18 protein-coding genes are annotated in these 20720 nt (G+C 65.7%); 9 read left to right on the top strand and 9 right to left on the bottom strand.

Features of this window, described 5'->3' with window-relative positions:
* Positions 1 to 5: 5 nt before the first annotated feature.
* Entirely contained in the window at positions 6 to 2219 is a 2214-nt protein-coding gene (locus CSW57_RS14195; protein WP_099383440.1) for a DUF2339 domain-containing protein, read from the bottom strand.
* Positions 2220 to 2429: 210 nt separating this feature from the next.
* Here CSW57_RS14195 and CSW57_RS14190 point away from each other — a divergent pair, with 210 nt between their 5' ends.
* A complete protein-coding gene (locus CSW57_RS14190; protein WP_099383439.1) occupies positions 2430 to 3041 on the top strand; it encodes a dihydrofolate reductase family protein in 612 nt (203 codons plus the stop codon).
* 25 nt (positions 3042 to 3066) lie between these two features.
* On the opposite strand, the gene CSW57_RS14185 is transcribed toward CSW57_RS14190, so the two are convergent.
* From CSW57_RS14185 to CSW57_RS14175, 3 genes are read right to left on the bottom strand one after another with little or no spacing between them, the layout of a single operon-like run.
* Positions 3067 to 3726 (bottom strand): response regulator, encoded by a 660-nt coding sequence (locus tag CSW57_RS14185; RefSeq protein ID WP_099383438.1) that lies wholly within the window; start codon positions 3724 to 3726, stop codon positions 3067 to 3069.
* The gene (gene macS, locus CSW57_RS14180; protein ID WP_099383437.1) at positions 3719 to 4957 is read right to left on the bottom strand and encodes a MacS family sensor histidine kinase; all 1239 of its coding nucleotides are present in this window, start codon (positions 4955 to 4957) and stop codon (positions 3719 to 3721) included. Before macS ends, CSW57_RS14185 begins: the two co-directional genes overlap by 8 nt.
* An 8-nt stretch (positions 4958 to 4965) precedes the next feature.
* Positions 4966 to 6264: an AI-2E family transporter gene (locus tag CSW57_RS14175; protein WP_099383436.1), complete on the bottom strand. Its 1299-nt coding sequence runs from the start codon at positions 6262 to 6264 to the stop codon at positions 4966 to 4968.
* A 115-nt stretch (positions 6265 to 6379) separates the two neighbouring features.
* Here CSW57_RS14175 and CSW57_RS14170 point away from each other — a divergent pair, with 115 nt between their 5' ends.
* Both CSW57_RS14170 and CSW57_RS14165 read left to right on the top strand, forming a co-directional pair.
* Positions 6380 to 7537: a lysylphosphatidylglycerol synthase transmembrane domain-containing protein gene (locus CSW57_RS14170; protein ID WP_099384462.1), complete on the top strand. Its 1158-nt coding sequence runs from the start codon at positions 6380 to 6382 to the stop codon at positions 7535 to 7537.
* Between the two features lie 30 nt (positions 7538 to 7567).
* A complete protein-coding gene (locus CSW57_RS14165) occupies positions 7568 to 7972 on the top strand; it encodes a DUF3054 domain-containing protein (RefSeq protein ID WP_099383435.1) in 405 nt (134 codons plus the stop codon).
* Here the strand turns inward: CSW57_RS14165 and CSW57_RS14160 are convergent.
* Complete coding sequence (locus tag CSW57_RS14160) at positions 7962 to 8864, bottom strand: RNA polymerase sigma-70 factor (protein WP_099383434.1); 903 nt, start codon at positions 8862 to 8864, stop codon at positions 7962 to 7964. The two genes, CSW57_RS14165 and CSW57_RS14160, sit on opposite strands and share 11 nt — an antisense overlap.
* A gap of 137 nt (positions 8865 to 9001) precedes the next feature.
* On the opposite strand from CSW57_RS14160, the gene CSW57_RS14155 reads away from it, so the two are divergent.
* Entirely contained in the window at positions 9002 to 9742 is a 741-nt protein-coding gene (locus CSW57_RS14155; protein WP_099383433.1) for an SDR family oxidoreductase, read from the top strand.
* A gap of 25 nt (positions 9743 to 9767) precedes the next feature.
* Here the strand turns inward: CSW57_RS14155 and CSW57_RS14150 are convergent, their stop codons facing one another.
* Positions 9768 to 10421: a TetR/AcrR family transcriptional regulator gene (locus CSW57_RS14150; protein ID WP_099384461.1), complete on the bottom strand. Its 654-nt coding sequence runs from the start codon at positions 10419 to 10421 to the stop codon at positions 9768 to 9770.
* A 257-nt stretch (positions 10422 to 10678) separates the two neighbouring features.
* Between CSW57_RS14150 and CSW57_RS14145 the strand changes: the two genes are divergently transcribed.
* Genes CSW57_RS14145 through CSW57_RS14130 form a run of 4 tightly spaced genes read left to right on the top strand, consistent with a single transcriptional unit; the run spans position 10679 to position 15961 of the window.
* Positions 10679 to 12247 (top strand): AMP-binding protein, encoded by a 1569-nt coding sequence (locus tag CSW57_RS14145; protein ID WP_099383432.1) that lies wholly within the window; start codon positions 10679 to 10681, stop codon positions 12245 to 12247.
* 26 nt (positions 12248 to 12273) lie between these two features.
* Entirely contained in the window at positions 12274 to 13290 is a 1017-nt protein-coding gene (locus tag CSW57_RS14140; RefSeq protein ID WP_099383431.1) for a cyclase family protein, read from the top strand.
* A gap of 32 nt (positions 13291 to 13322) precedes the next feature.
* On the top strand, positions 13323 to 14594 hold the full coding sequence (locus tag CSW57_RS14135; protein ID WP_099383430.1) for an acyl-CoA dehydrogenase family protein: 1272 nt from the start codon (positions 13323 to 13325) through the stop codon (positions 14592 to 14594).
* Positions 14595 to 14599: 5 nt separating this feature from the next.
* Complete coding sequence (locus CSW57_RS14130; RefSeq protein WP_099383429.1) at positions 14600 to 15961, top strand: phosphotransferase family protein; 1362 nt, start codon at positions 14600 to 14602, stop codon at positions 15959 to 15961.
* Positions 15962 to 16010: 49 nt separating this feature from the next.
* Here the strand turns inward: CSW57_RS14130 and CSW57_RS14125 are convergent, their stop codons facing one another.
* Positions 16011 to 17651, bottom strand: a complete 1641-nt coding sequence (locus CSW57_RS14125; RefSeq protein WP_099383428.1) for an NTF2-like N-terminal transpeptidase domain-containing protein — start codon at positions 17649 to 17651, stop codon at positions 16011 to 16013.
* 161 nt (positions 17652 to 17812) lie between these two features.
* Here CSW57_RS14125 and CSW57_RS14120 point away from each other — a divergent pair, with 161 nt between their 5' ends.
* The gene (locus CSW57_RS14120) at positions 17813 to 18556 is read left to right on the top strand and encodes a pirin family protein (protein ID WP_223249262.1); all 744 of its coding nucleotides are present in this window, start codon (positions 17813 to 17815) and stop codon (positions 18554 to 18556) included.
* Positions 18557 to 18832: 276 nt separating this feature from the next.
* Here the strand turns inward: CSW57_RS14120 and CSW57_RS14115 are convergent, their stop codons facing one another.
* Positions 18833 to 19624 (bottom strand): ABC transporter ATP-binding protein, encoded by a 792-nt coding sequence (locus CSW57_RS14115; RefSeq protein ID WP_223249261.1) that lies wholly within the window; start codon positions 19622 to 19624, stop codon positions 18833 to 18835.
* The gene (locus CSW57_RS14110) at positions 19608 to 20663 is read right to left on the bottom strand and encodes a taurine ABC transporter substrate-binding protein (RefSeq protein WP_023962458.1); all 1056 of its coding nucleotides are present in this window, start codon (positions 20661 to 20663) and stop codon (positions 19608 to 19610) included. The genes CSW57_RS14115 and CSW57_RS14110 overlap by 17 nt, the downstream gene beginning before the upstream one ends.
* Positions 20664 to 20720: the final 57 nt, after the last annotated feature.

Raw genomic sequence — 20720 nt, 5'->3', positions numbered from 1 at the left:
TCTGATCAGTGCCGGGCGGGCGCGGGTTCGCTGTCGGGTCGGCCGGGTTCAGCGGCTCCCTGCCCTAGTGCCCGGGCATAGCCGGCACCCACTGCGAGCAGGATCAATCCGACCACGATGAACACGGTGACCCGGAAGATACCGTCCAGGGTCGCCAGATCGAACAGGAACAGCTTCGCCACGGCGGCGGCGGTCAAGCCGAGCCCCGCGCCGACGGCCATGTTCCGGCTGAGTCCACCGAAACTCTTGTGCCCCCGTGCAATCGAGACCGAGACGATCAAGAGGGTGGCCGCGACCACCATCCAGCAGATCGTCGCGGCGACGTGGCCACCGAGGAATCCGCCGTCGGGTCCGCCGAGCGCGACGCCTGCGGTGACGGTCAGCGCAGTGAGCGCATACAGAGAGATGAGCGCCGACAGAATGCCGAAGGCCTGAACATTGTCCGCGGACGGGCGGGTACTGCTCGACCGGTACCAGGCCCAGAAGTTGGTCCACACGGCGGCGATCAGGAGCACGCTGCCCACGATCACCGAGATGGCCTGTCCCCCATCAATTGTCGGCGCCTCCACCACATCGGCCGGCGTGCAGATCACGAGGAAGGCCATACCGCCGATCAACCCGATCACCACAGCGATCAAACGCGCCACGTGGTCTCGGCGTGCACCGACGGCAACCACCATTGACATCGCCAGCAGTACGGGGGCAACCACCGGGCCCTCGAACGCGACCACGACGGCGATGACCGCTGCGGCAGCCGACGTGCTTGCGTAGATGTGCCGCGACACCACCGGCAACGTGCGGTCTAGCGTCGCCAGGGCCAGCAGCGCCAACGACGCTCCGGCGATGAGACCCGCAGAAACGGGCCTGCTCAAGGCGATCGGGGACAGCAGCACGGGGATCACCGTGACGCAGCCCAGGAGAGCACCCAGATGGGGAAGGGCAGTGGTGCGCAACAACACTGCTGACGACGCCACGCCGAACACCGCGTTCACAGCGACCGCCACGGCGGTGAGAGCGAGATGACTTCCGCCATCCCATGCGATCGTGCAGATCCAAAGGGTGAGAACCGATGTGCTCGCGACAACCCGTGCCGCGTGCAGCAACGGCCAGTCCTTGCCGAGCTGGACGGGGAAGGCAGCGATCGACATCGCGAGCATGAAACCGATGAGCAGAAGTGATGCACCGTCGGTGAGCACCGGGGCGAGGATGAACACCGGGATGAGCACCAGCAGCCCCAGATGTTGCGAATCCCAGCGCCGGGCCAGCAGCAGCCCACCGAAGGTGACCGCGGCGGCCAGCAACAGTCCCCCGTAGTCCGGGAGCCAGTCGTAGAAACGTGTCACCGCCACCACGTCGAGGTATGCCGCCGCGATTCCCGTTGCCGACAGCGCGATGGCACCGACACGGCCACCGGACCGGGTAGACATCCTCATCGCGATGACCACCAGAGCGACAGCCAGCCCGGCACCGGCACCCACCCGGATCTCCGGGCGCAGGATTCCCGCCTGAGCGGCGAGCACCAGCATCATCACCACACCGATCAACGTGACTGCGACACCGGCAACGGCAAGGATCTTCCCGATCAGTCCCCCGCCCGGGTCAGCGGTCATTCGTTGCCAGAGCGACGGCGTCGCCGGTGGCGGCGGACCGGCAGGGTTTTGTAGAGCGCTTCGATAGTGCGCCGCCGTCGCAGCCGCGAGGTTCTGGCCTCCGGGATGCTGGGCTGCGGCACTGTGGGCTGCGGGACTTTGGGCTGCGGGACCTTGGGGCGCCGGACCTTGGGATGCCGGGCGAGTTCCTCCGGGATTCTGGAACTGCGCGGTCGGTTGCATCAGGGTTGTCGGGGGTTGCGGCATCATCCACGACGGATACTGCGGGGGAACCTGCTGCGGCGGAACCTGCTGCGCACGGCCGGGTACGTACGAGCCGGCTGGCATGCCCGGCAGTGGGTACTGGGGCGGTCGAGGCGTCTGGGCGCCACGGGGTGGTTGCGGGTTGGGTGAGGGCTGGGTGTGCGACTGCACAGCGGCCTCCGGGACACCGGCCTCAGGTGCAGCAGCCGCCTCTGCGGCTGGACGGTGAGTGGGCTCGGCCAGCGACGAACGGGCCAGAACGCTGCCCAGCTCGAGTAATTCGCTTGATACCCGGGCGAATTGACCCGACAACGAGTTGAAGTCAGCGGAGAGCCGGCTGATGACGGCCTGATTCGGTTCGGTCATGTACCGATGGTCGCGAACGCCCCGCCCCGGCGGATGAGTAACTCTACTCATTACTCATAGGGACTTACCACGACCCGGCGACCACCCCGGCCAGAAGTCGCGGCCCGAGAAGGCACCGCCCGGGGAAGGTGTCGCGGTACCTTGCCGATGAGTTCTGTCGCCCACACGAGTCTGACTTCACGTCAGCTCCTGAAACCAGAAGGACCACTCATGCCGCGCACCAACCTGTCCATGTCCATGTCGGCGGACGGCTATGTCGCCGGCCCGGATCAGAGTGAAGAACATCCGTTGGGTGTCGGCGGTCAGCTGCTGCACGGCTGGCACATCGGGCCCGCCAGCGACCATCCCGTGAACAAGCAGATCGTTTCCGAGATGATGGACGGGATGGGCGCCACCATCATGGGGCGCAACATGTTCGGGCCGGTTCGGGGCGACTGGGGCGATTCGGACTGGACCGGATGGTGGGGCGATGAGCCGCCCTACCACTGCCCGGTGTTCGTCCTCACCCACCACGCCCATGATCCGATCGCCCTCGAGGGCACAACCTTCCACTTCGTCACCGACGGCATCGAGTCCGCGTACGCGCAGGCCGTGGCAGTCGCCGATGGACGCCCCATCAGCATCGCGGGCGGTGCTTCGTGTGCCCGGCAGGCGATTCAGGCGGGCCTCGTCGATGAGATCGACCTACAGGTGAGCCCCGTCATCCTGGGTTCGGGTGAGCGGCTGTTCGACGGTTTCGACGCCGGGACCCCCCAGCTCGAACTCGAGCGCGTCCTGGAGGCTCCCGGAGTGGCCCACCTGCGCTACCGCGTCAAACGGTGACGGCTCGGACACACCAACTCTGAGGTCAGCCGGGTTCTGTGTCCAGACCGTTCTCGATGGCGTAGCGCGTCAGCTCGACCCGGTTGCCCAACTGCAGTTTGCGCAGCGTCGCCTGCACATGGTTTTCCACCGTGCGGTGGCTGAGCGACAGTTTCGACGCAATCTGCTTGGCGCTGAGACCCTTCGCGACGTATCGGAGCACCTCTGTCTCACGGTCGGTGAGAGCAGGTGCGTCAACGCCGCGGTCTGGGTCTCGTGCTATTCGCCGGTACTCGCCCAGGACCAGGCCGGCCAGCCCAGGGGTGAAGACTGCCTGGCCGGCGGCTGTCGCCCGCACCGCCGACAACAGTTCTTCCTTCGACGCGCTCTTGACCAGATACCCGCTGGCTCCGGCCTTGACCGCTTCGAGGACGTCGTCGCGTTCATCGGACGCCGACAGCACAAGAACCCGCGTGGCTGGTGACGCCTCGATGAGACGCACCGTGGCCTGAGCGCCGTTGCCGTCGGGCAGCTGCATGTCCATCAGCACCACATCCGGGCGAACGGCCTCCCCGCGCCGGGCAGCCGAATCCACGCTGTCCGCGGTGGCCACCACCTCGAATCCTGCGTCGGAGAGGTCACGCGCCACCCCGTCTCGCCACATCGGGTGGTCGTCCACCACCATCACCCGCAACACATCAGGCATGAGCAGAACCCCTCCGTTGATCGTCTGCGGACCGGCTCGCGTTCCCGTCTGCCATCCGTTTGGACACTTCGAGTTCCCATTCGGTTCCCTCCCCCGGTGCGGTGTCGAGCCGGGCCGTGCCCCCGAGCGCTTGGATCCGCGCCACGATCGACTCCGACACACCCATCCGCCCCTCCGCGACAGCCTGCGACAGCCGGCCCTCGGCGATGCCTCGTCCGTCGTCGCGGATACTCACCACAACCTGTTCACCGAGATCCTCGACGAGCACGTAGGCGCGCACACCGGGGCCTGCGTGCAGGCGAACATTGTCGAGGGCGTTGACCACGGCGGCCTCCAACTCCACGGCAAGCCGGTGATCCACCGGTACCGGCTCGCCCGGCTCGCTGATGGTGACCAGGTCGCTCGCATGGGGCCGGAGCAACATACGTAGATCGATCTCCGCAGGCTCACCGGGGACCAAGGCCGGTTCGATGTCGGCGATCAGGCGGCGCAGCGATCGCTCCTGCCGGCCGGCGAGCTCCGCCAATTGAGCTGTCTCGCCGCCGATCTCGGCCCCGCGCCGACTGATCAGCGCGAGCACCTGGAGTACGCCGTCGTGTACCTGGCGGCTCAGTCTGGCGCGCTCGTCGGCGGCGGCTGCCACGCGCATGGCCTGTTCGATCCGGACGTGATTGCGGCGGGCGGTCACCGATGCCAGACCCACCCCCACTCCCACGGCCAGCAGGACGACCACGGTCGCGTCCCGCCCGACGTTGAGGTCGTAGCCCCCTTTGGCCACCGCGCTGGCGACCCGCACCGCCAGCCCGAAGGCTGCGCCGATCAGGGGTCCGCCGAGGATGGCCGCGGACACCACCGCGTTGGTCGCCCACAGCGTGGTCGGAAACGACTGGTTCGACGCCGCCCAGTCGGCAGAGGCGATGAACCTCGTGGCGACGATCAGCGCACACACCACCACCAGCTCGATCCCCACCCAGAGCCATCGGCGGCCGGTGCCCTTGAGATAGAGGATGGTGCTCACACCGGTCCAGAAGGTCAGGATCGCGAAGAGGAACCAGCTCCAGGCGACGCGCTCGTAGTCCCCGAACACGGCGAGCTGGAAACCCAAGGCGTAGATGTAGCTCAAGAGGCGAAAAACCTGCGCCGCCCGCCACATCGGCGCCACCGGGTCGGCGTCGTCGGTGGTGGCGTCACGCCGGGTGAGGGATTCGAGCCGCCCAGGACGGTACGTCATCACCGAACTCAGCTCGAATCGGCGGTACTGCCCGCTGTCCCACCGGTTTCGGGGTCGCCACGACCACCGGACGTGCCGGGCACCGGCGACTCGTCGACCACATCGCCGCGGACACCGGGAGCATCCTTCTGGTCCCACAGTGGGCCATCGGGCTCGGCCTCATACATACGCTCGGCATCGCCGTGTTTTCGCAATGCGGCCTCCCGCGCCGCAGCAACACCATGCGCCTCTGCCGTCCGCTCCTGCAACGTCCGTACCGCCGTGTTGAGGAAGGCGATGATCGGCACGGCGAGGAGCCCACCGATGATCCCTGCCGTCACCAGGCCGGCCGCGATACCGAGCACTACGGCGACGGGGTGCAGGCGAACCGACCGCCCGAGCAGGAATGGTTGCAGCACATGACTTTCCACCTGCATGACCGCGACGACAATCGCGAGCGAGATCGCAGCGGCGACCCAGCCCTGGGTGACCAACGCGACCAGCACCGCCAGACTGCCGGTCACCAACGCGCCGACGATGGGAATGAACGCACCGATGAAGACCAACGAGGCCAGCGGTAATGCCAAGGGCACCTGCAGGATAGCCAGGCCGACGCCGATCCCGATCGCGTCTACCGCCGCCACCACCACGGTCGCCCGAACATAGCCGACCAGTGAGCCGAACCCGCGTTGCCCTGCCTCCCAGACCTTTTCCCGTGATGCCTGCGGGATGGCGAGGGTGAGAAAACGCCATATCTGGCCGCCGCCGTAGAGGAAGAAGATGATCAGGAACAGCATCAGCAGTGCGCCGGTGACGATCTCGCTCACCGTGGTGGCGGTGGCCAGCGCGCCGGAGGTGACCTTGTCCTCATTGTCCTGCAGGACCTTGATCGCGTCGTCGCCGAGGTGGTCGATCTGGTCCTGGCTCAAGTTCAGTGGTCCGTCGACGAGCCAACCTCGGCTGTCGTCAATCGTTTTGGTGACCTCGTCGGTCAGTTGGGGCACACCGTCGATGAACTGCTGCACCACAAAGGTCAGAATCCCGGCGATGGCGCCGATCCCGACGATGAGGGTTCCCACCACCGCCAAGGACCGCGGTATCCCCCTCCTGTTGAGCCAGTCCACCACCGGAACAAGCAGCGCGGTGCCCAGGATTGCGAGCCCGATCGGGACGAAGACCTCTTCGAAAGACTTGATCACCCACATCAGGGCGTAGATGGCGGCACCGATGACCAACAGGCGCCAAGCCCACTCCGCAGCAGCCCGGACGACCGGATGTACCTGATGACGATCGAGCACACCGCTGTCCTGGGTCTTTCCATCGCTCATCCGGGCAACACTAGACCCGAAACACCGTCTACGCGGGCAACTGAAGTCGTCGGCAGTACACCGTCTGGCCGACCATTTCCGAACCGTGGCACACCCGCCCGATAAGGTGCTGGACATGACGGCGACGCGCGGGGCCCGCCGCCGGTTCTGGTGGGTGCGTTGGGTGGTTCTCGCCCTCGTCCTGTTGGTACTGGCCGTTGAGGCCTACCTGGTGTGGCCGAAACTGAAGGAAACCTGGGTCCACATCGATGACATCGAGTGGGAATGGGTGGTGCTCTGCATCCTCGCCTCCATGTTGTCGATGGACAGCTTCGCGCAGGTCCAACGAGCACTCCTGCGGTCCGCAGGCCTCAAGATCAAGCAGTGGCAATCGCTTTCAGTGATCCTTGCCGCCAATTCGTTGAGTCAGACCATGCCCGGGGGTCAGGTGATGGCCCCGGCCTTCACCTACCGCCAGACCCGCAAGTGGGGAGCCACGCCTGTCGTGGCCTCCTGGCAGGTTGTGATGTCGGGACTGCTCATGGGGGTGGGCCTGGCGGTTCTCGGGCTGGGCGGCGCCCTGCTTGCCGGCGCCAAGACGAGCCCGTTCTCCATCATCTTCTCGATCAGCGGCTTCATCGCGTTCGCTCTCGTGGCCCAGTACATCGCCCGGCATCCGGAGTCGATCGAGGGAATCGGTGTCTCGATCCTGCGGTGGATCAATCATCTGCGCGACAAAGCCGCAGACCACGGGGTGGTCCGATGGCGCGAAATCCTGGTGCAACTGCGTGCGGTGCAACTCAAACCCAAGGACACCTCGATCGCCTTCGGCTGGTCGCTGTTCAACTGGGTCGCCGACGTCGCGTGTCTGGCATTCGCCTGTTACGCCGTCGGCGGACAGCCGAGCATTGCCGGTCTGATGGTCGCCTACGCGGCGAGCAAGGCGGTCGGGACCGCCATCCCCCTTCTCCCGGGTGGACTCGGGGTGGTGGACGGCGTGCTGGTTCCCGCGTTGACCTCCGCCGGCATGGGCGCCGCGGAGTCTGTGACCGCGGTGCTGGTCTACCGGATGGTCAGCTACCTGCTGGTCGCCCTGATCGGCTGGGTGGTGATCTTCGTTATGTTCCGGGGCACCTATCGCGATGAAGAGAACGTCGATCTGATGGAGAAAGAGGTCGACGCCCAGCTCCAGGACAGCACGTCGACGGACCGCAACCTGGGCACTTCTGACCCCGACCCGCCTGTCGTCCATCCGTCCGACGACAAGCCCGATTCCCCCGATTCGGTTCGCTGAGCCGCTCGGCAAAACGCTACGGTGGCCTCTATGCGCCGATTGTTCACCGCCTCAGCAGACTTCTTCGCGGTGCTGGTCTTCGCTTTCATCGGTCGGATGAACCATGCCGAAGGCCTGTCGCTTCACGGATTGTTCAGCACCACCTGGCCCTTTGCCCTGGGCGCCGCGATCGGATGGTCGCTCGCCTACCTGTATGCGCACATGCGCGCCGATCACGGCTTCGACTACCCGTTCCACCCCGAGCGCGTGTTCCCGGACGGAGTCCTGGTGTGGGTCGGCGCCGTGGCCATCGGCATGATCCTGCGCCAGCAGTTCCATCAGGGTGTGGCGCTCAGTTTCATCATCGTGGCGACCATCGTGCTCGGTGTCTTCCTGCTCGGCTGGCGCGCGGCACGCATGGTGCTCACCCGACGTCGCCAGACGGTCACCACCTGACAGCCTCGTCGGGGGATATCGACGACGACAACGCAGCGACCGCGTGCAGCTTGCCGGGGTTCCTGACGAACAGCAGCGTGTTGATCCCGTCGGCCCCGATGTCGAACGACAACACGGTGTCGGGTCGGCCATCCCGAATCGTGAGCACAGCCGGTGACCCGTTGACCTCCACCAGCGTCGAGTAGGCGCCGGCGGAGAACTTCTCGAGTGTCCCGAGGACGAACCTCGCCACCTTGACGCGACCGATGATGGGTACCCGCGCTGCGCTGACCAGACCGCCTCCGTCGCTGACCGCCGTCACCTGCGCGGTGAGCACCGACTCGAGTGCGGCCAGATCCCCCGACTGCGCAGCGGTGAGGAATGCGCCCAGGATCTGCGCCTGCTGGTCCGGGTCCGCCGGTACCGCCCTCTCGACGGCGATGTGGTCGCGGGCCCGGCGCACGAGTTGTCGGGCATTGGCCTCGCTGGTGTCGAGCAGCTCGGCGATGTCGCGATACGGGTAGTCGAACGCTTCACGCAGGACGTACGCCGCGCGCTCCTTGGGAGCCAGACGTTCGAGTAAGCGCACGACGGCCATCTCGAGCGCCTCTGCTCGTTCGGCGCCGAGTGCGGGATCGTCGGCGGTCGATACGGGTTCGGGCAGCCACGGTCCGACGTAGGTTTCCCGGGTCGCCCTCGCGGACGTCAGGGCGTTGATGGCCAATCGGGTCGCTGTGGTCGCCAGGAATGCCCCCGGGTCGCGGACAGTCGATCGATCGGTTCGAGACCACCGCAACCATGTGTCTTGCACCACATCATCGGCGTCCGATGCCGTACCCATCATCCGGTAGGCGATCCCGAACAAACGAGGTCTGACCTGCTCGAACTCGGCCAGTCCCGCTTCCTGCACCATATGACGTCACCCTTTCGTGCCAGGCCGTTTCTCTGCTGGTGAACGCTCGCGGCCCTTCTGCCCGCATGAGCTTGTCACATTCGCCGGTGGCTGCCGGTCTTTGATGCGAGAGGATCACCACGACGAAGGGCTTGAGCATGACGACTTATCTGGTCACCGGAGCAACCGGCCGGATCGGTGTCCCCACCACCAACCGACTGCGGCAAGCGGGGCACGACGTGAGAGCGCTCAGCCGGCGCGCGGGCGACGGCATGGTCGCCGGCGATCTCAAAACCGGCGTCGGCATCGCCGAGGCCATGGACGGGGTCGACACCGTCATCCACCTGGCCACCACCAACGGGGGCGATGACATCGAGGTCGCGCGGAATCTCGTGAGTGCGGCGGCCGAGGCGCACGTCGAACACATCGTTCTGCTGTCGATCGTCGGCATCGACAAGATTCCCTTCGGCTTCTACCGTCAGCGACTCGAGATCGAGGCGATCGCCGCCGCCGGTCCGGTCCCACTGACAATCCAGCGGGCCACCCAGTTCCATCCGTTCGTCGAGCAGATGTTCCTGGCCCAGCGTTTCTCGCCGGTTCTGCTGTGTCCGTCGATCAGTTTTCAGCCCATCGCAACCGATGAGGTCGCAGCCCGGCTGGTGGACCTGGCGGCCGGCGATCCGATGGGACGCGTCGATGACATCGGCGGACCGGAGCAGCGGACGGCGCGCGAACTGTTGGCCGAGTGGAAACGCGTGACGGGTCGTCGTCGCCCCGACCTCCCGGTGCGGCTTCCGGGAAAGACCTTCGGGGCGTTCAGGGACGGCGAGAACCTGGTTCCCGGAACACCTTTCGGCCGCGAGACGTTCTCTCGATACCTGGCGACCAAGTACAGCTGACCCCGGGCGGCGTTCAGTTGTCGGCTTAGGGGCGGTAGCCCACCGCGTCGCGGGCCACAGCCTGATATCGCTTGATGACCTGCTCCTCGCTCGCCGGCCCCGTGGGCCGAAACCACATCGCCACCGCAGTGCAAGCGGTGACGACAAATCGGGACGCCTCGGTCGGGTTGGTGGTGAGGAAGACCCCGCGCTTCACACCGTCCGCCACCACCCGATCGAAGATTCGTTGCTGCGCATCACGACTCGCGATGACGCGCTCGAGGGCCACGGCGTCGAGGCTGCGCAGCTCCGAGTTCCCGATGTAACTCTCGAGTGGGTTCTCGGCATGCACGCCCACATGCGTGCGGACGATCGCATCGAGCCGGTCCGCCGGATTCGCCGGGGCGTCGAGCAGCGCCTTCTCGGTGCTCTCCACCAGCGCCTCACCACCGCGGACCAAAATGGTCACCAGCAGATCGTGTTTCGACCCGAAATGGTTGTAGATGCTCCCGGCGCTGAGCCCCGCGAATCCTGCGATGTCCCGGACCGACGTCCCGTGGTAGCCGCGTGCAGCGATCATCTGCACCGCAGCACTGAGGATCGCCTGCGCTGTGGGGTCATCACCCTGCCGGACCGCAGCCGTGGTGAAGTGCGGGTCAATGGTGAAGCGGGGGTCGTTTCCCCTCGGACGCTCGGTCATCAGGCTCCCTTCACCGCCGATCTCTCGCCCACCGTCCCGGCCGGGCATCGATGACAACAGGCCACCACTGAACGTTCAGTCAGCACCAAGTTGGCGGCGGCAACAACCCGGCGATAGCAACACTAGCAACCATCACATGCGAAAAGGCCGCCGAAGCAGCGCGTCAGCGCCAGTCCGGCAAACGGCTGCGCGCTCATCGCGACATCGGTTACGGTGCCGCTGAACGCTTGTTCACCAGCTCGACGTCGAGGAGCAGCATGAGCACTTTCGAGACCACGACGGTGGCGGCGGCCCCCGGGCGGCGTATGTCCCACGGAGATCAGCTCGCTCGCAACGCAAGGAAAGTTCCCGACCGCCTGGCCTTCGAGTACAACGGCCGCTTTCTGAACTACCGCGAACTCGATGCCCGCACCAACCGGCTGGCCCGGGGACTACAGACCCTCGGAGTCGAACGTGGCGACCGGGTCGCCGTGCTGATGCTCAACCGGCTCGAGCTGATCGAGACCTACTTCGCCGCATTGAAGCTCGGCGCGATCGTCGTGCCGGTCAATTTCAGGCTGTCGGTGGCCGAGATCGTCTACGTTCTCGACGATTCGGACGCCACGGTGTTGTTCGCCGACCACTTGCTGGCACCCAGGGCAGCGCAGGCAACGGGATCGCGCACCCTTGTCGTCTGCGGTGGTGACCATGAGGATGGCGAGCAGGCAATCGATTACGACACCCTCCTGGAGTCCGACGACGACTCGCTGGACATCGACATCGACGAGAACGAGCCCGCTTTCATCATGTACACCTCGGGAACAACCGGGAAGCCCAAGGGTGCGGTACTCACCCACATGAACCTGCTGATGAACACCATCAACGTCTGCCTCGAGCAAGGGGTGAGCGGTGACGGCGAAGTCGGGTTGTCCGGCTTGCCACTGTTCCACATCGGCGGATTGTCGGGGATGCTCGCCTACGTCTTCGTCGGTGGCACATCGATTCTCATCGACGTCCTGAACTTCGACCCGGTCAAGGCGCTCGAGACCATGTCGGAACGAGGGGTGGTCGCCGGCTACTTCGTCCCCACACAGTGGAAGGCCATCTGCGAGGCCGCACTGGCCAAAGACCTCGACTACTCGCTCGAACGGATCGCCTGGGGCGCCTCGGCCGCTCCTCCTTCGGTGCTGCAGGCGATGTCCGACGCCTTCGGCGACGTGCCGGTCTTCAACGTGTTCGGCCAGACCGAGATGAGTTCTGCCACCTGCATTCTGCGCGGAGAGGACGCACTCAGGAAGAACGGCTCGGTGGGTAAGCCCCTGATGAATGTCGAAGTACGTCTGGTGGACCCCGACATGAACGACGTGCCGGTCGGCGAGGTCGGTGAGATCGTGTACCGCGGCCCCACCGTCTTGAAGGAATACTGGCGCAACCCCGATGCCACCGCAGATGCCATGCGGGGCGGCTGGTTTCATTCCGACGACCTGTGCGTGATGGACGACGAGGGTTACATCAAGGTGGTCGATCGGACCAAGGACATGGTCAACTCCGGCGGGGAGAACATCTACTGCGCCGAGGTCGAGGACGCCATCGACTCACACAGCAAGGTCTCCGAGGTCGCTGTGGTGGCCAAGCCTCACCCCCGATGGGTCGAAACCCCTGTGGCAGTCATCGTTCCCTCGGACCCCGCAGACCCGCCCACCCTGGAAGAGATCTCCGAGCACTGCAAGTCGCTGATCGCGTCGTACAAGAAGCCGACAGAGATCCTGGTGGTCGATGCCTTGCCCCGCAACGCCGTGGGCAAGGTGCAGAAATTCAAACTGCGCGATCAGTTGGCGCAACCCTAGACACCTCACGACCCGACAGGAGCACCATGGGACGCACACAAGACGGTGGCAACTGGTCACTGGCCTGGACCCCGCCGGACTACACCGTCGACGAACAAGGCAAACGCGTTGGTTACGTCAACACCTCCGCGCCCAACAACTGGGGTCGCTGGGGCGAGGACGATCAGCGCGGAACCGCCAACTTCATCACCCCGGACATGGTCAAAGCCGCTGCGGCGCTGATTCGTACGGGACAGACGATCAGTTGTGCAATTCCGCTGGACGCTTCCGGCCCGGTCCACCCGAGTCGGCCTGGGGTGGTGCACCTGTTCGGCTACACCGGCGCCGACTTCACGGTCGGCTCACAGCTCCAGCTGATCGCGCCTCGCATCCAGGGCGCCGACGACTACATCTTCATGCCACTGCAGGGCAGCACCCAGTGGGACAGCCTGGCCCACATCTGTTCTGACGATGTCATGTACAACGGCTACTGGATCGGGAACACCGAGTCCGGCGGCGGTGCTGGCCGGAACTCCATCCACCAGCTGAAGACCTCCCTCGCCGGCCGCGGTGTCCTGCTCGACCTAGCCCGGTGGCAGGGCGTGGAGCGGCTCGAACCCGGGGTCGTGATCACCCCCGACGACCTCGACGCCTGCGCCACCGAGCAAGGGGTCACGGTGGGCACCGGCGACATCTTGCTGCTGCGTACCGGGCATGTCCCCTGGTTCTATTCGCTCGCAGACAAATCCGAGTTCTGGGCGGCCGGATCGCCCGGGCTCGGACGCGACTGCGTGGAGTGGATCCACCACAAAGAGATCGCCGCTGTGGCAGTGGACAACATCGCCACCGAGGTCGAGCCCGCCGAGGACCCGAGCGACCGACTGTATCCACTGCACATCCGGCTGATCCGCGACCTCGGACTCACCTTGGGCGAGGTGTGGTGGCTCGACGACCTCGCCGAGGTATGTGCTGCCGAGGGCCGCTACGAGTTCTTCTTGTCCGCCCCGCCGCTGAACGTCACCAATGCCGTCGGTTCCCCGTTGAACCCCATCGCGATCCTGTAACCGCCCGCTCACCGATCAGCAAGGACAATTCAGTGGATTTCGACCTGCCCGAATCGATCACGCAGACACTCAGGGAGATCGACGAGTTCATCGAGGCGGAGATCAAGCCTCTGCAAGAAGCCGACGACAACATGCGGTTCTTCGACCATCGGCGCGAGTACGCACGCACGGATTTCGAGGGCGGTGGGGTGCCCCGCCGCGAGTGGGAAGAGCTGCTCGGCCAGATGCATCGGCTCGCCGATGACGCCGGGTGGTTGCGGTATGCGTTGCCCGCCGAGGTCGGTGGTCGTGACGGGTCGAACTTCGTCATGGCAGTCATCCGGGAGCATCTGGCGCACAAAGGTTTGGGTCTGCACAACGATCTCCAGAACGAGTCGTCCATCGTCGGGAACTTCCCGTTCGCCCACATGTTGATGCAGTTCGGCACTCCTGAGCAGCGTGAGGAGTTCCTCGAACCCATGATCCGCGGGGAAGCCCGCATCGGCTTCGGTCTCACCGAACCCGATCACGGGAGCGACGCCACGTGGATGGAGACCACCGCCCGGCGCGATGGTGACGACTGGGTCATCAACGGCGGCAAACGGTTCAACTCCGGGATGCACAACGCCACCCACGATGTGGTGTTCGCGCGCACCTCGGGCAAGGACGGCGATGCCCGCGGCATCACGGCGTTCTTCGTTCCCACCGACCTGCCCGGCTTCTCCGTCGATTTCCAGTGGTGGACGTTCAACATGCCCACAGACCACGCCGAGGTCACCATCAGTGATGTGCGGGTACCGAATTCGGCCATCTTCGGTGTCGAAGGCGAAGGCCTTGCGGTCGCACAGACGTTCGTCCACGAGAATCGGATCCGGCAGGCGGCCTCCGGAGTCGGTGCGGCCCAGTACTGCATCGACCGCAGTGTGGAGTACGCCCGCAAGCGGATCACGTTCGGAGCTCCCCTGTCGAGCAGGCAGGCCATCCAGTTCCCACTCGTCGAGTTGCACACCGAGGCCGAGATGGTTCGCGGCCTCGTCCGCAAGACGGCCTGGGAGCTGGACCGATTGCCGCACATGCAGATCAGCGACAAGGTGTCGATGTGCAATTACCGGGCCAACAGGCTGGTCTGCGACGCCGCCGATCGCGCCATCCAGGTGCACGGGGGGATGGGTTACACCCGGCACATGCCGTTCGAACACATCTATCGGCACCACCGTCGGTACCGGATCACCGAAGGCTCCGAAGAGGTTCAGATCCGCAAGGTGGCCGGCTACCTGTTCGGATTCGCCGGGCCCGGCAAGATCAAGACCGACAAGCAGGAGTGAATCCGATGGAACCCGGCATCGACGACATCGGGCTGCGCCTCACCGAACGACTGACAACTGTTCTCGGCCAACGAGTCCGGATCGATCATCTGCAGCGACTGACAGCCGGGGCGAACAGTGAGACGTGGTCGTTCGAGGCGCACCACGGCGCGCATGTGCAGCGGATGGTTTTGCGTCGTCAACCCGGGGGTGGTCACGGCCCGATGGGTATGACGAGGGAGGCCGAGGCCATCGCGGCTGCGCACGATGCCGGCGTTCCGGTACCTCGGGTGGTGGATTTCGCCGATGACGGTGCAGCACTGGGCGCGCCGTACCTGATCGCCGACCACATCGACGGCGAGACCATTCCACGGAAAATACTGCGCGACAACCGCTATGTCGATGCCCGCACCTCGATGGCGTCCGAGCTCGGTCGGACGCTGGCCCGCATCCATTCCATCCCACTCGGCTCGGTACCGGCCTTACGCAGTGCCCCGACTGCGGATCTCGACCATCTGCGCGCTCTCTACCTCGACCTGGACACACCGTCGGCCGTCACCGAGATCGCGTTGGCGTGGCTGGCCGCTCACCAACCCGAACCGGTCGGGGAAGCAGTGGTGCATGGCGACTTCCGCAACGGCAACTTGATCGTCGACGAAGGAGGGCTGGCCGCCGTCCTGGACTGGGAGCTCACCCACATCGGCGATCCCAGGGAAGACCTGGGTTGGCTGCTGGTCAAGTGCTGGCGCTTCGGTACCGAACCCGAGGTCGGTGGTTTCGGTTCCATCGACGAACTGCTGGACGGTTATGCGCAGGTCAGCGGGTCGCGGCCGGATGAGGACGCGGTTCGCTGGTGGCAGATCTACCGCACGGCATGGTGGGGTATCGGTTGCGCCCAGATGGCGCAGCGACACCTGTCGGGCGAGGTCCGGTCGGTGGAACTCGCTGCCATCGGCCGGCGGGTCTGCGAGCAGGAGCACGACCTGTTGCTCGCCCTCGGTCACCCGGCCGACCCCGCTCCGACCGAGTTGACCGAACTGCCGTGGACCGAGTTGCACGGCAGACCGACCACCCCGGAACTCGTCGGTGCCGTCACCGAGTTCCTCCGCGCGTCCGTGATGACCGCCTCCGACCCGGCTCTCGCATTCCAGGCTCGGGTCGCCGCCAATGTGCTCGACATCGTCGAGCGTGAATTGACATACGGGGGTGTTCAGCAGCAACGTCGGCGGACTCGCCTCTCCGACCTCGGCTTCGACACCGAGGCCGAGTTGGCCCTGGCGATCCGCTCCGGGTCGATCGGTGCCGACGATCCGGCCGTGGTCACCGCCACACGCGCCGCTGTCACGGATCGTCTGATGGTGGCCAATCCCCGGTATCTGAACATGTAGGGCCTGCGTCGGGTAACGACACTGCCTGCAGTACGCGGTGGCGGCAGGGCTACTGCGGATGTACCCGAGGGGTCAGAAATCGTTGCGCCACAGCAAGAGCCGCAGTACCCGACCGTTCGCCCTCGCAGTAGACAACAAAGACCTTGCTGCCCGAGATGCCGACAAACCAGCCCGGACCCTGCGGGCCGTTGGTGCCCACGAGCGCTCGCATTCCGGACGCATTCGTCAGGTCGCTGGCATCACCCGTGGTCGCAGTGTCGCGCATGGCCTTGCCGACCGTGCCGAGCACCGCAGGATCTACGGTCCCGAGCTCTCCCCCGGAGACCCGGCCCGGTTGCCCCACGATGATGGACGGGGCGATCGAACTGCCGCGGGCTATCGCCACCCCGAGCGTCGCCATGTTCAGCGCGGACACGGTGAGGTCCTCGGAGCGGAAGGTCACCGGCTTGGCGTCGATGCCCTGCCCTCCGCCCTCGGGGCGGACACCCGGGATGGTGAAGTCCACGTCGAGGCCGAGTTGGGCCAGCAACGCGGCCGCCTTCGAATCATCGGATCCGGCAACCTCGTTGATGACCTTGGCGGCCGGGCCCAACGTCGTGCCCGCCGGGTACTGCCTGCCGATCGTGATGCCGTGTTCGGTGGCCAGGTCGTTGCGGGTGGACGCGCGGATCGCCCCGGTCTTGGCGTCGAGCACCAGGATGCTCGCCGGTTGTGCGACCTCGACAACGGCATCGAGGGCGTCCAACTGGGTGGTCGGGTCGATGGTGGTGGGCACGTTCGGACCGGCGGGCCCCTGCTCACCGGCGAGCTGCAGCGGCTTCTGGCCGGGCGCCAGCATCTGGACCGCCCATCCGGATGTGGCGTCGCGGATGGCCTGCCAGTAGTCGTGGACGCCGTCGAGTACCGGCGAGTCCAGTCGCCGGTCGATCAGGACCAGCTGCGGCACCTTCCGGATCGACACACCGGGCACCGACTTCGGGTCGCCGGCCAGCGCCACCATGTCCGACTCGCGTACGGACACGACGGTGACGGGCTGATTACCCGAATCGCGAAGCTGCTGGGTCATCACGGCCGGGGTGACCAGTGGCGCGAGCGGGGCGATGATCCCGGCAAGTGCCGTGGTCGCCGCCCCCAGATTACGGGTGGCGCCGGGATCGAGAACGATCTCGTTGATCGTCTGCAGGTTGAGCATCGGCTTGCCGGAGCGGTCGAGTACCACCGGGGAGGGCCGTGCGTCGGTGCGGATGTTCCGGAGGCTTCCCCCGGCGGGCATGTCGTCGGCGAGTAGTTCGGGTTGCCAGTTCACCCTCCAGCCGAGGGACAGCTTGCGCGCCGAGCCGGCCGTCTTCGTGGTGAACTCGCGCTCGTTGCCGAGTTGCCAGGTGGTCTCGAGGTCGAAGGTCGCGGTGCCGTCGGTGTACTCCTGGGCGTGCCCCACCTTCACGTCGACCTTCTGTGCCGACATCCCCGTGAGGGTGGCTTGCAGCGCGGTGCCCGCCGGTCCCGGCGCCGATGTGAACCCGGCCGCAGCCGCCGAATCCTGGTCTTCCATCGCGGCGGCGAACCGGTTCAGCATCGCGGCGGCGCCGGTGTCGAGTTCCTTGCCGAAGGCGCCACAAGACGTGGCGGCAAGCGCACAGACGAGCGCAAGAACTGCAATGGCCGCGGAACGGCCGGGGGAACGACGCATAGTCACAATTTTCACTCCTGTAACAGGGTGAATGGCACCAATGTAGTTTCCGACTTGCTTACGAGACCGTCACAATCGAGTAACTACCCTTAAAACAGCTGCTTTTCGGCCCTATTCGTCCACCTTTGCGACGACGACCGAGCAGGCGGAAGATAGTTGGGGTGAGTCTCCATCAACTGGTCCGCGCTGCCGACCGACCCACCACCCGCATCGACTGGCTCGATTCGAGGCACAGCTTTTCGTTCGGCGACAACTACGACCCGGGCAACACACATCACGGGGTGCTGCTGGTGAACAACGACGACCGCGTCGCCCCGCAGCAGGGCTTCGACACCCATCCTCATCGGGACATGGAAATCGTCACGTGGGTGCTGTCGGGGTCGCTGGTGCATCAGGACTCGATGGGCCATTCCGGCGTCATCTACCCGGGGCTCGCCCAGCGGATGAGTGCGGGCACCGGTATCCGGCATTCCGAACGCAACGACAACTGGCAGCTACACCAGGGAACCGGCGCCGATCCTGTGCACTTCGTGCAGATGTGGGTGCTTCCCGACGAGCCCGGCATCGAGCCCGGCTACGACCAACTCGACATCGGCGATCAGTTGCAGTCGGGCGGGCTCGTCACCGTGGCGTCGGGTATGCCGAAGTACGACTCGGCGATCCGGATCGCGAACCGCTCGGCTGCCCTGCACGTGGCGCGGCTCTCGGCCGGCGAATCGATCACCTTGCCGGACCTCCCGTGGGGCCACGTCTTCGTGGCGTCGGGGTCTGTAGATCTCGAATCCACCGGCCAGGCGCACGCCGGCGACGCAGTCCGGATCACCGATGGCGGCGGTGAGAGACTCACCGCCGACACCGACGCCGAAGTCCTCATCTGGGAGATGCACACGGCTTTGGGGCGGTGACCTGGAGGTTTGCACCGCCCGCGAGCACGACGCACCACCCTGTCATCATCGGCGCCAACCTCCCGCACGTGTTTGTTCCTCACGCCCATGTTTGAACACGGGCGCGAGGCACAAAGCCGTGCGCCAGCAAGACAATTCCCCGAATGCTCACCGCCGTGGCACCGCCCGGCAGACGGCCCGCGTGCTCTGGACAGAGGAGCGAGGGAGCGCAGCGACCGAGTCGACGAAGGAAGAGCACGCGACACAGGCCGTCTGCCCGCGAGCGAAGCGAGCCCATTACACAGCCGCCGCCTTCACCGCGTGACTGACCTCCGACCTCAATGCGTTGTACTCGGAGGAACTCCTGAGTGCTTCGACGTCGACGTCGCCTCGCGGTAGATCGACCTCGATGTCGAGTGCTATCCGGCCCGGACGCCTGGTCAACACCACGATCCGGGACCCGAGGAACACTGCTTCCTCGGCACTGTGGGTGACGAACACCGAGGTACGGCCGGTTTCGGTGCTCACCGCACGCACGTCTTCTTGCAAACGCTCCCGCGTGAGAGCGTCGAGCGCGGCAAACGGCTCATCGAGAAGGAACAGCGGGTTCTCAGCGGCCAGCGCGCGGGCGATGGCCACCCGCTGTTGTTGTCCGCCCGAGATCTCCCAGATCCGCCGATCGGCGGTGCCCTCCAGACCGACCCGTTCCAGTAGCTGGTCCCGTCGGCCGGGCCGGTCCGACTTGGCGACACCGGCGTATCTCAGCGCCAGGTCCACGTTGCCGCCGACGGTTCGCCAGGGAAAGAGGCGCGGTTGCTGGAACACGACGCCCGCCGAGTCGCCCGGGGTCGGTGGTCGGCCCAGCACATCGACGCGACCTTCGGTGGGCCTCTCGAATCCCGCGATCAGCCGCAGAAGGGTGCTCTTGCCACACCCCGAGGCCCCGACGAGGACGAGGAACTCCCCGGCCGGGACATCGAGGGAGACCGGACCAACCGCGGTGACGGTGTCCGAACCCTTGCCGTAGCGGTGCGAGACGTTGTCGAGACGGATCGCACCCGACGTCGAGGCGTCACTGTGCGAAGGCACCGGGCAAACCTTCGACGTAGATCGCCTGCTGCAGTTGCTCGAGGGTGGGCGCCTTGTCGATCTGCTTCTGCTCCACCAGGAACTCTGCGGCACTGAGCAGGTTGTTGGCGAGGTTGCCGACAGCCCCCGGGGTGCCGAGCCACTGCGGCGACGCTATCGATTCCGGGGTCAGGTACACACCCTGCTTCAACTGACCGAGTGCCTCATCGGCGCTGATCCCCAGTTCGGGTGCGATGAACCCGGCTGCTGCGGCGGGATCGGACTTGATGAGTTCGAGAGCGCGGGCCTGCACCTTGCGCCATGCGTTGACCGCTTCCGGGTCACTCTCGATCAGTTTGTTCGACACCACGCCGAGATCCAGTGTGGGATTGCCTGATTCACCGATGGCCCGGCTGGTGACCAGATCTTTGCCGGTCTTGCGCAGCTCGTCGAGCGTCGGCAGCCAGGTGTAGGCGGCGTCGATGTCGCCGCGTTCCCAGGCCGCCAGGATCGCCTGGGGCTGCAGGTCGACGATCTTGACGTCGCTCGCTTTGAGACCGGCCTGCTCGAGTGCGACCAGCAGACTGTAGTGAGCTGTGGATGCGAGCGCGGTTCCGATGGTCTTGCCGCGCAGATCGGCGACGCTGTTGATGTTCGTGCCGTTCCGGGCGACGAGCGCCTCGTTGTCACCGGCGACATCCAGGACGAACGCGACCTTGTATCCGATCGGCGAGGCACCGGAGAGTCCACGGGCCACCGGACTCGAACCGATTGCGCCGATGTCGATCGAGTTGCCGATGAAGGCCTGGTTGATGGTGGCTCCGGACTCGAACTTCGTCCATTTGATGGTGTGGTCTGGCAGCGCTTGCTCGAGCCATTTCTGGTTCTTGACGATGAGGTCGCCGCTGGGGAAGGCCTGATATCCGATGGTGATGGTCTTGCCGCTGTCGCTGTCGTCGGAGCAGGCGGCGAGGCCGAGCGTCAGGGTCAGCGCCGCGAGCGCGGCGACCACGGTTGTCCATCGTCGACGCAGGCGTCCGGGCAGGGCTGTATCGCTCATGTTCGTTCGGGTTCTTTCTCTCTGTGGGACTTGCTGTATGGAGTTCAGGTGGCGTCG

Origin of the sequence: Williamsia muralis (assembly GCF_002735905.1) — a bacterium.
Classification (GTDB): domain Bacteria; phylum Actinomycetota; class Actinomycetes; order Mycobacteriales; family Mycobacteriaceae; genus Williamsia; species Williamsia muralis_A.
This window is presented reverse-complemented; position numbering and strand designations above follow the sequence as displayed.

Bases quoted from the DNA above. Each gene is read 5' to 3' on its own strand.
- CSW57_RS14155 (WP_099383433.1), top strand. From the start codon at position 9,002: ATGACGACTTATCTGGTCACCGGAGCAACCGGCCGGATCGGTGTCCCC.
- CSW57_RS14170 (WP_099384462.1), top strand. From the start codon at position 6,380: ATGACGGCGACGCGCGGGGCCCGCCGCCGGTTCTGGTGGGTGCGTTGG.
- CSW57_RS14185 (WP_099383438.1), bottom strand. From the start codon at position 3,726: ATGCCTGATGTGTTGCGGGTGATGGTGGTGGACGACCACCCGATGTGG.
- CSW57_RS14150 (WP_099384461.1), bottom strand. From the start codon at position 10,421: ATGACCGAGCGTCCGAGGGGAAACGACCCCCGCTTCACCATTGACCCG.
- CSW57_RS14110 (WP_023962458.1), bottom strand. From the start codon at position 20,663: ATGAGCGATACAGCCCTGCCCGGACGCCTGCGTCGACGATGGACAACC.
- CSW57_RS14130 (WP_099383429.1), top strand. From the start codon at position 14,600: ATGGAACCCGGCATCGACGACATCGGGCTGCGCCTCACCGAACGACTG.
- macS (WP_099383437.1), bottom strand. From the start codon at position 4,957: ATGACGTACCGTCCTGGGCGGCTCGAATCCCTCACCCGGCGTGACGCC.
- CSW57_RS14195 (WP_099383440.1), bottom strand. From the start codon at position 2,219: ATGACCGAACCGAATCAGGCCGTCATCAGCCGGCTCTCCGCTGACTTC.
- CSW57_RS14160 (WP_099383434.1), bottom strand. From the start codon at position 8,864: ATGGTGCAGGAAGCGGGACTGGCCGAGTTCGAGCAGGTCAGACCTCGT.
- CSW57_RS14140 (WP_099383431.1), top strand. From the start codon at position 12,274: ATGGGACGCACACAAGACGGTGGCAACTGGTCACTGGCCTGGACCCCG.
- CSW57_RS14145 (WP_099383432.1), top strand. From the start codon at position 10,679: ATGAGCACTTTCGAGACCACGACGGTGGCGGCGGCCCCCGGGCGGCGT.
- CSW57_RS14125 (WP_099383428.1), bottom strand. From the start codon at position 17,651: ATGCGTCGTTCCCCCGGCCGTTCCGCGGCCATTGCAGTTCTTGCGCTC.
- CSW57_RS14165 (WP_099383435.1), top strand. From the start codon at position 7,568: ATGCGCCGATTGTTCACCGCCTCAGCAGACTTCTTCGCGGTGCTGGTC.
- CSW57_RS14190 (WP_099383439.1), top strand. From the start codon at position 2,430: ATGCCGCGCACCAACCTGTCCATGTCCATGTCGGCGGACGGCTATGTC.
- CSW57_RS14175 (WP_099383436.1), bottom strand. From the start codon at position 6,264: ATGAGCGATGGAAAGACCCAGGACAGCGGTGTGCTCGATCGTCATCAG.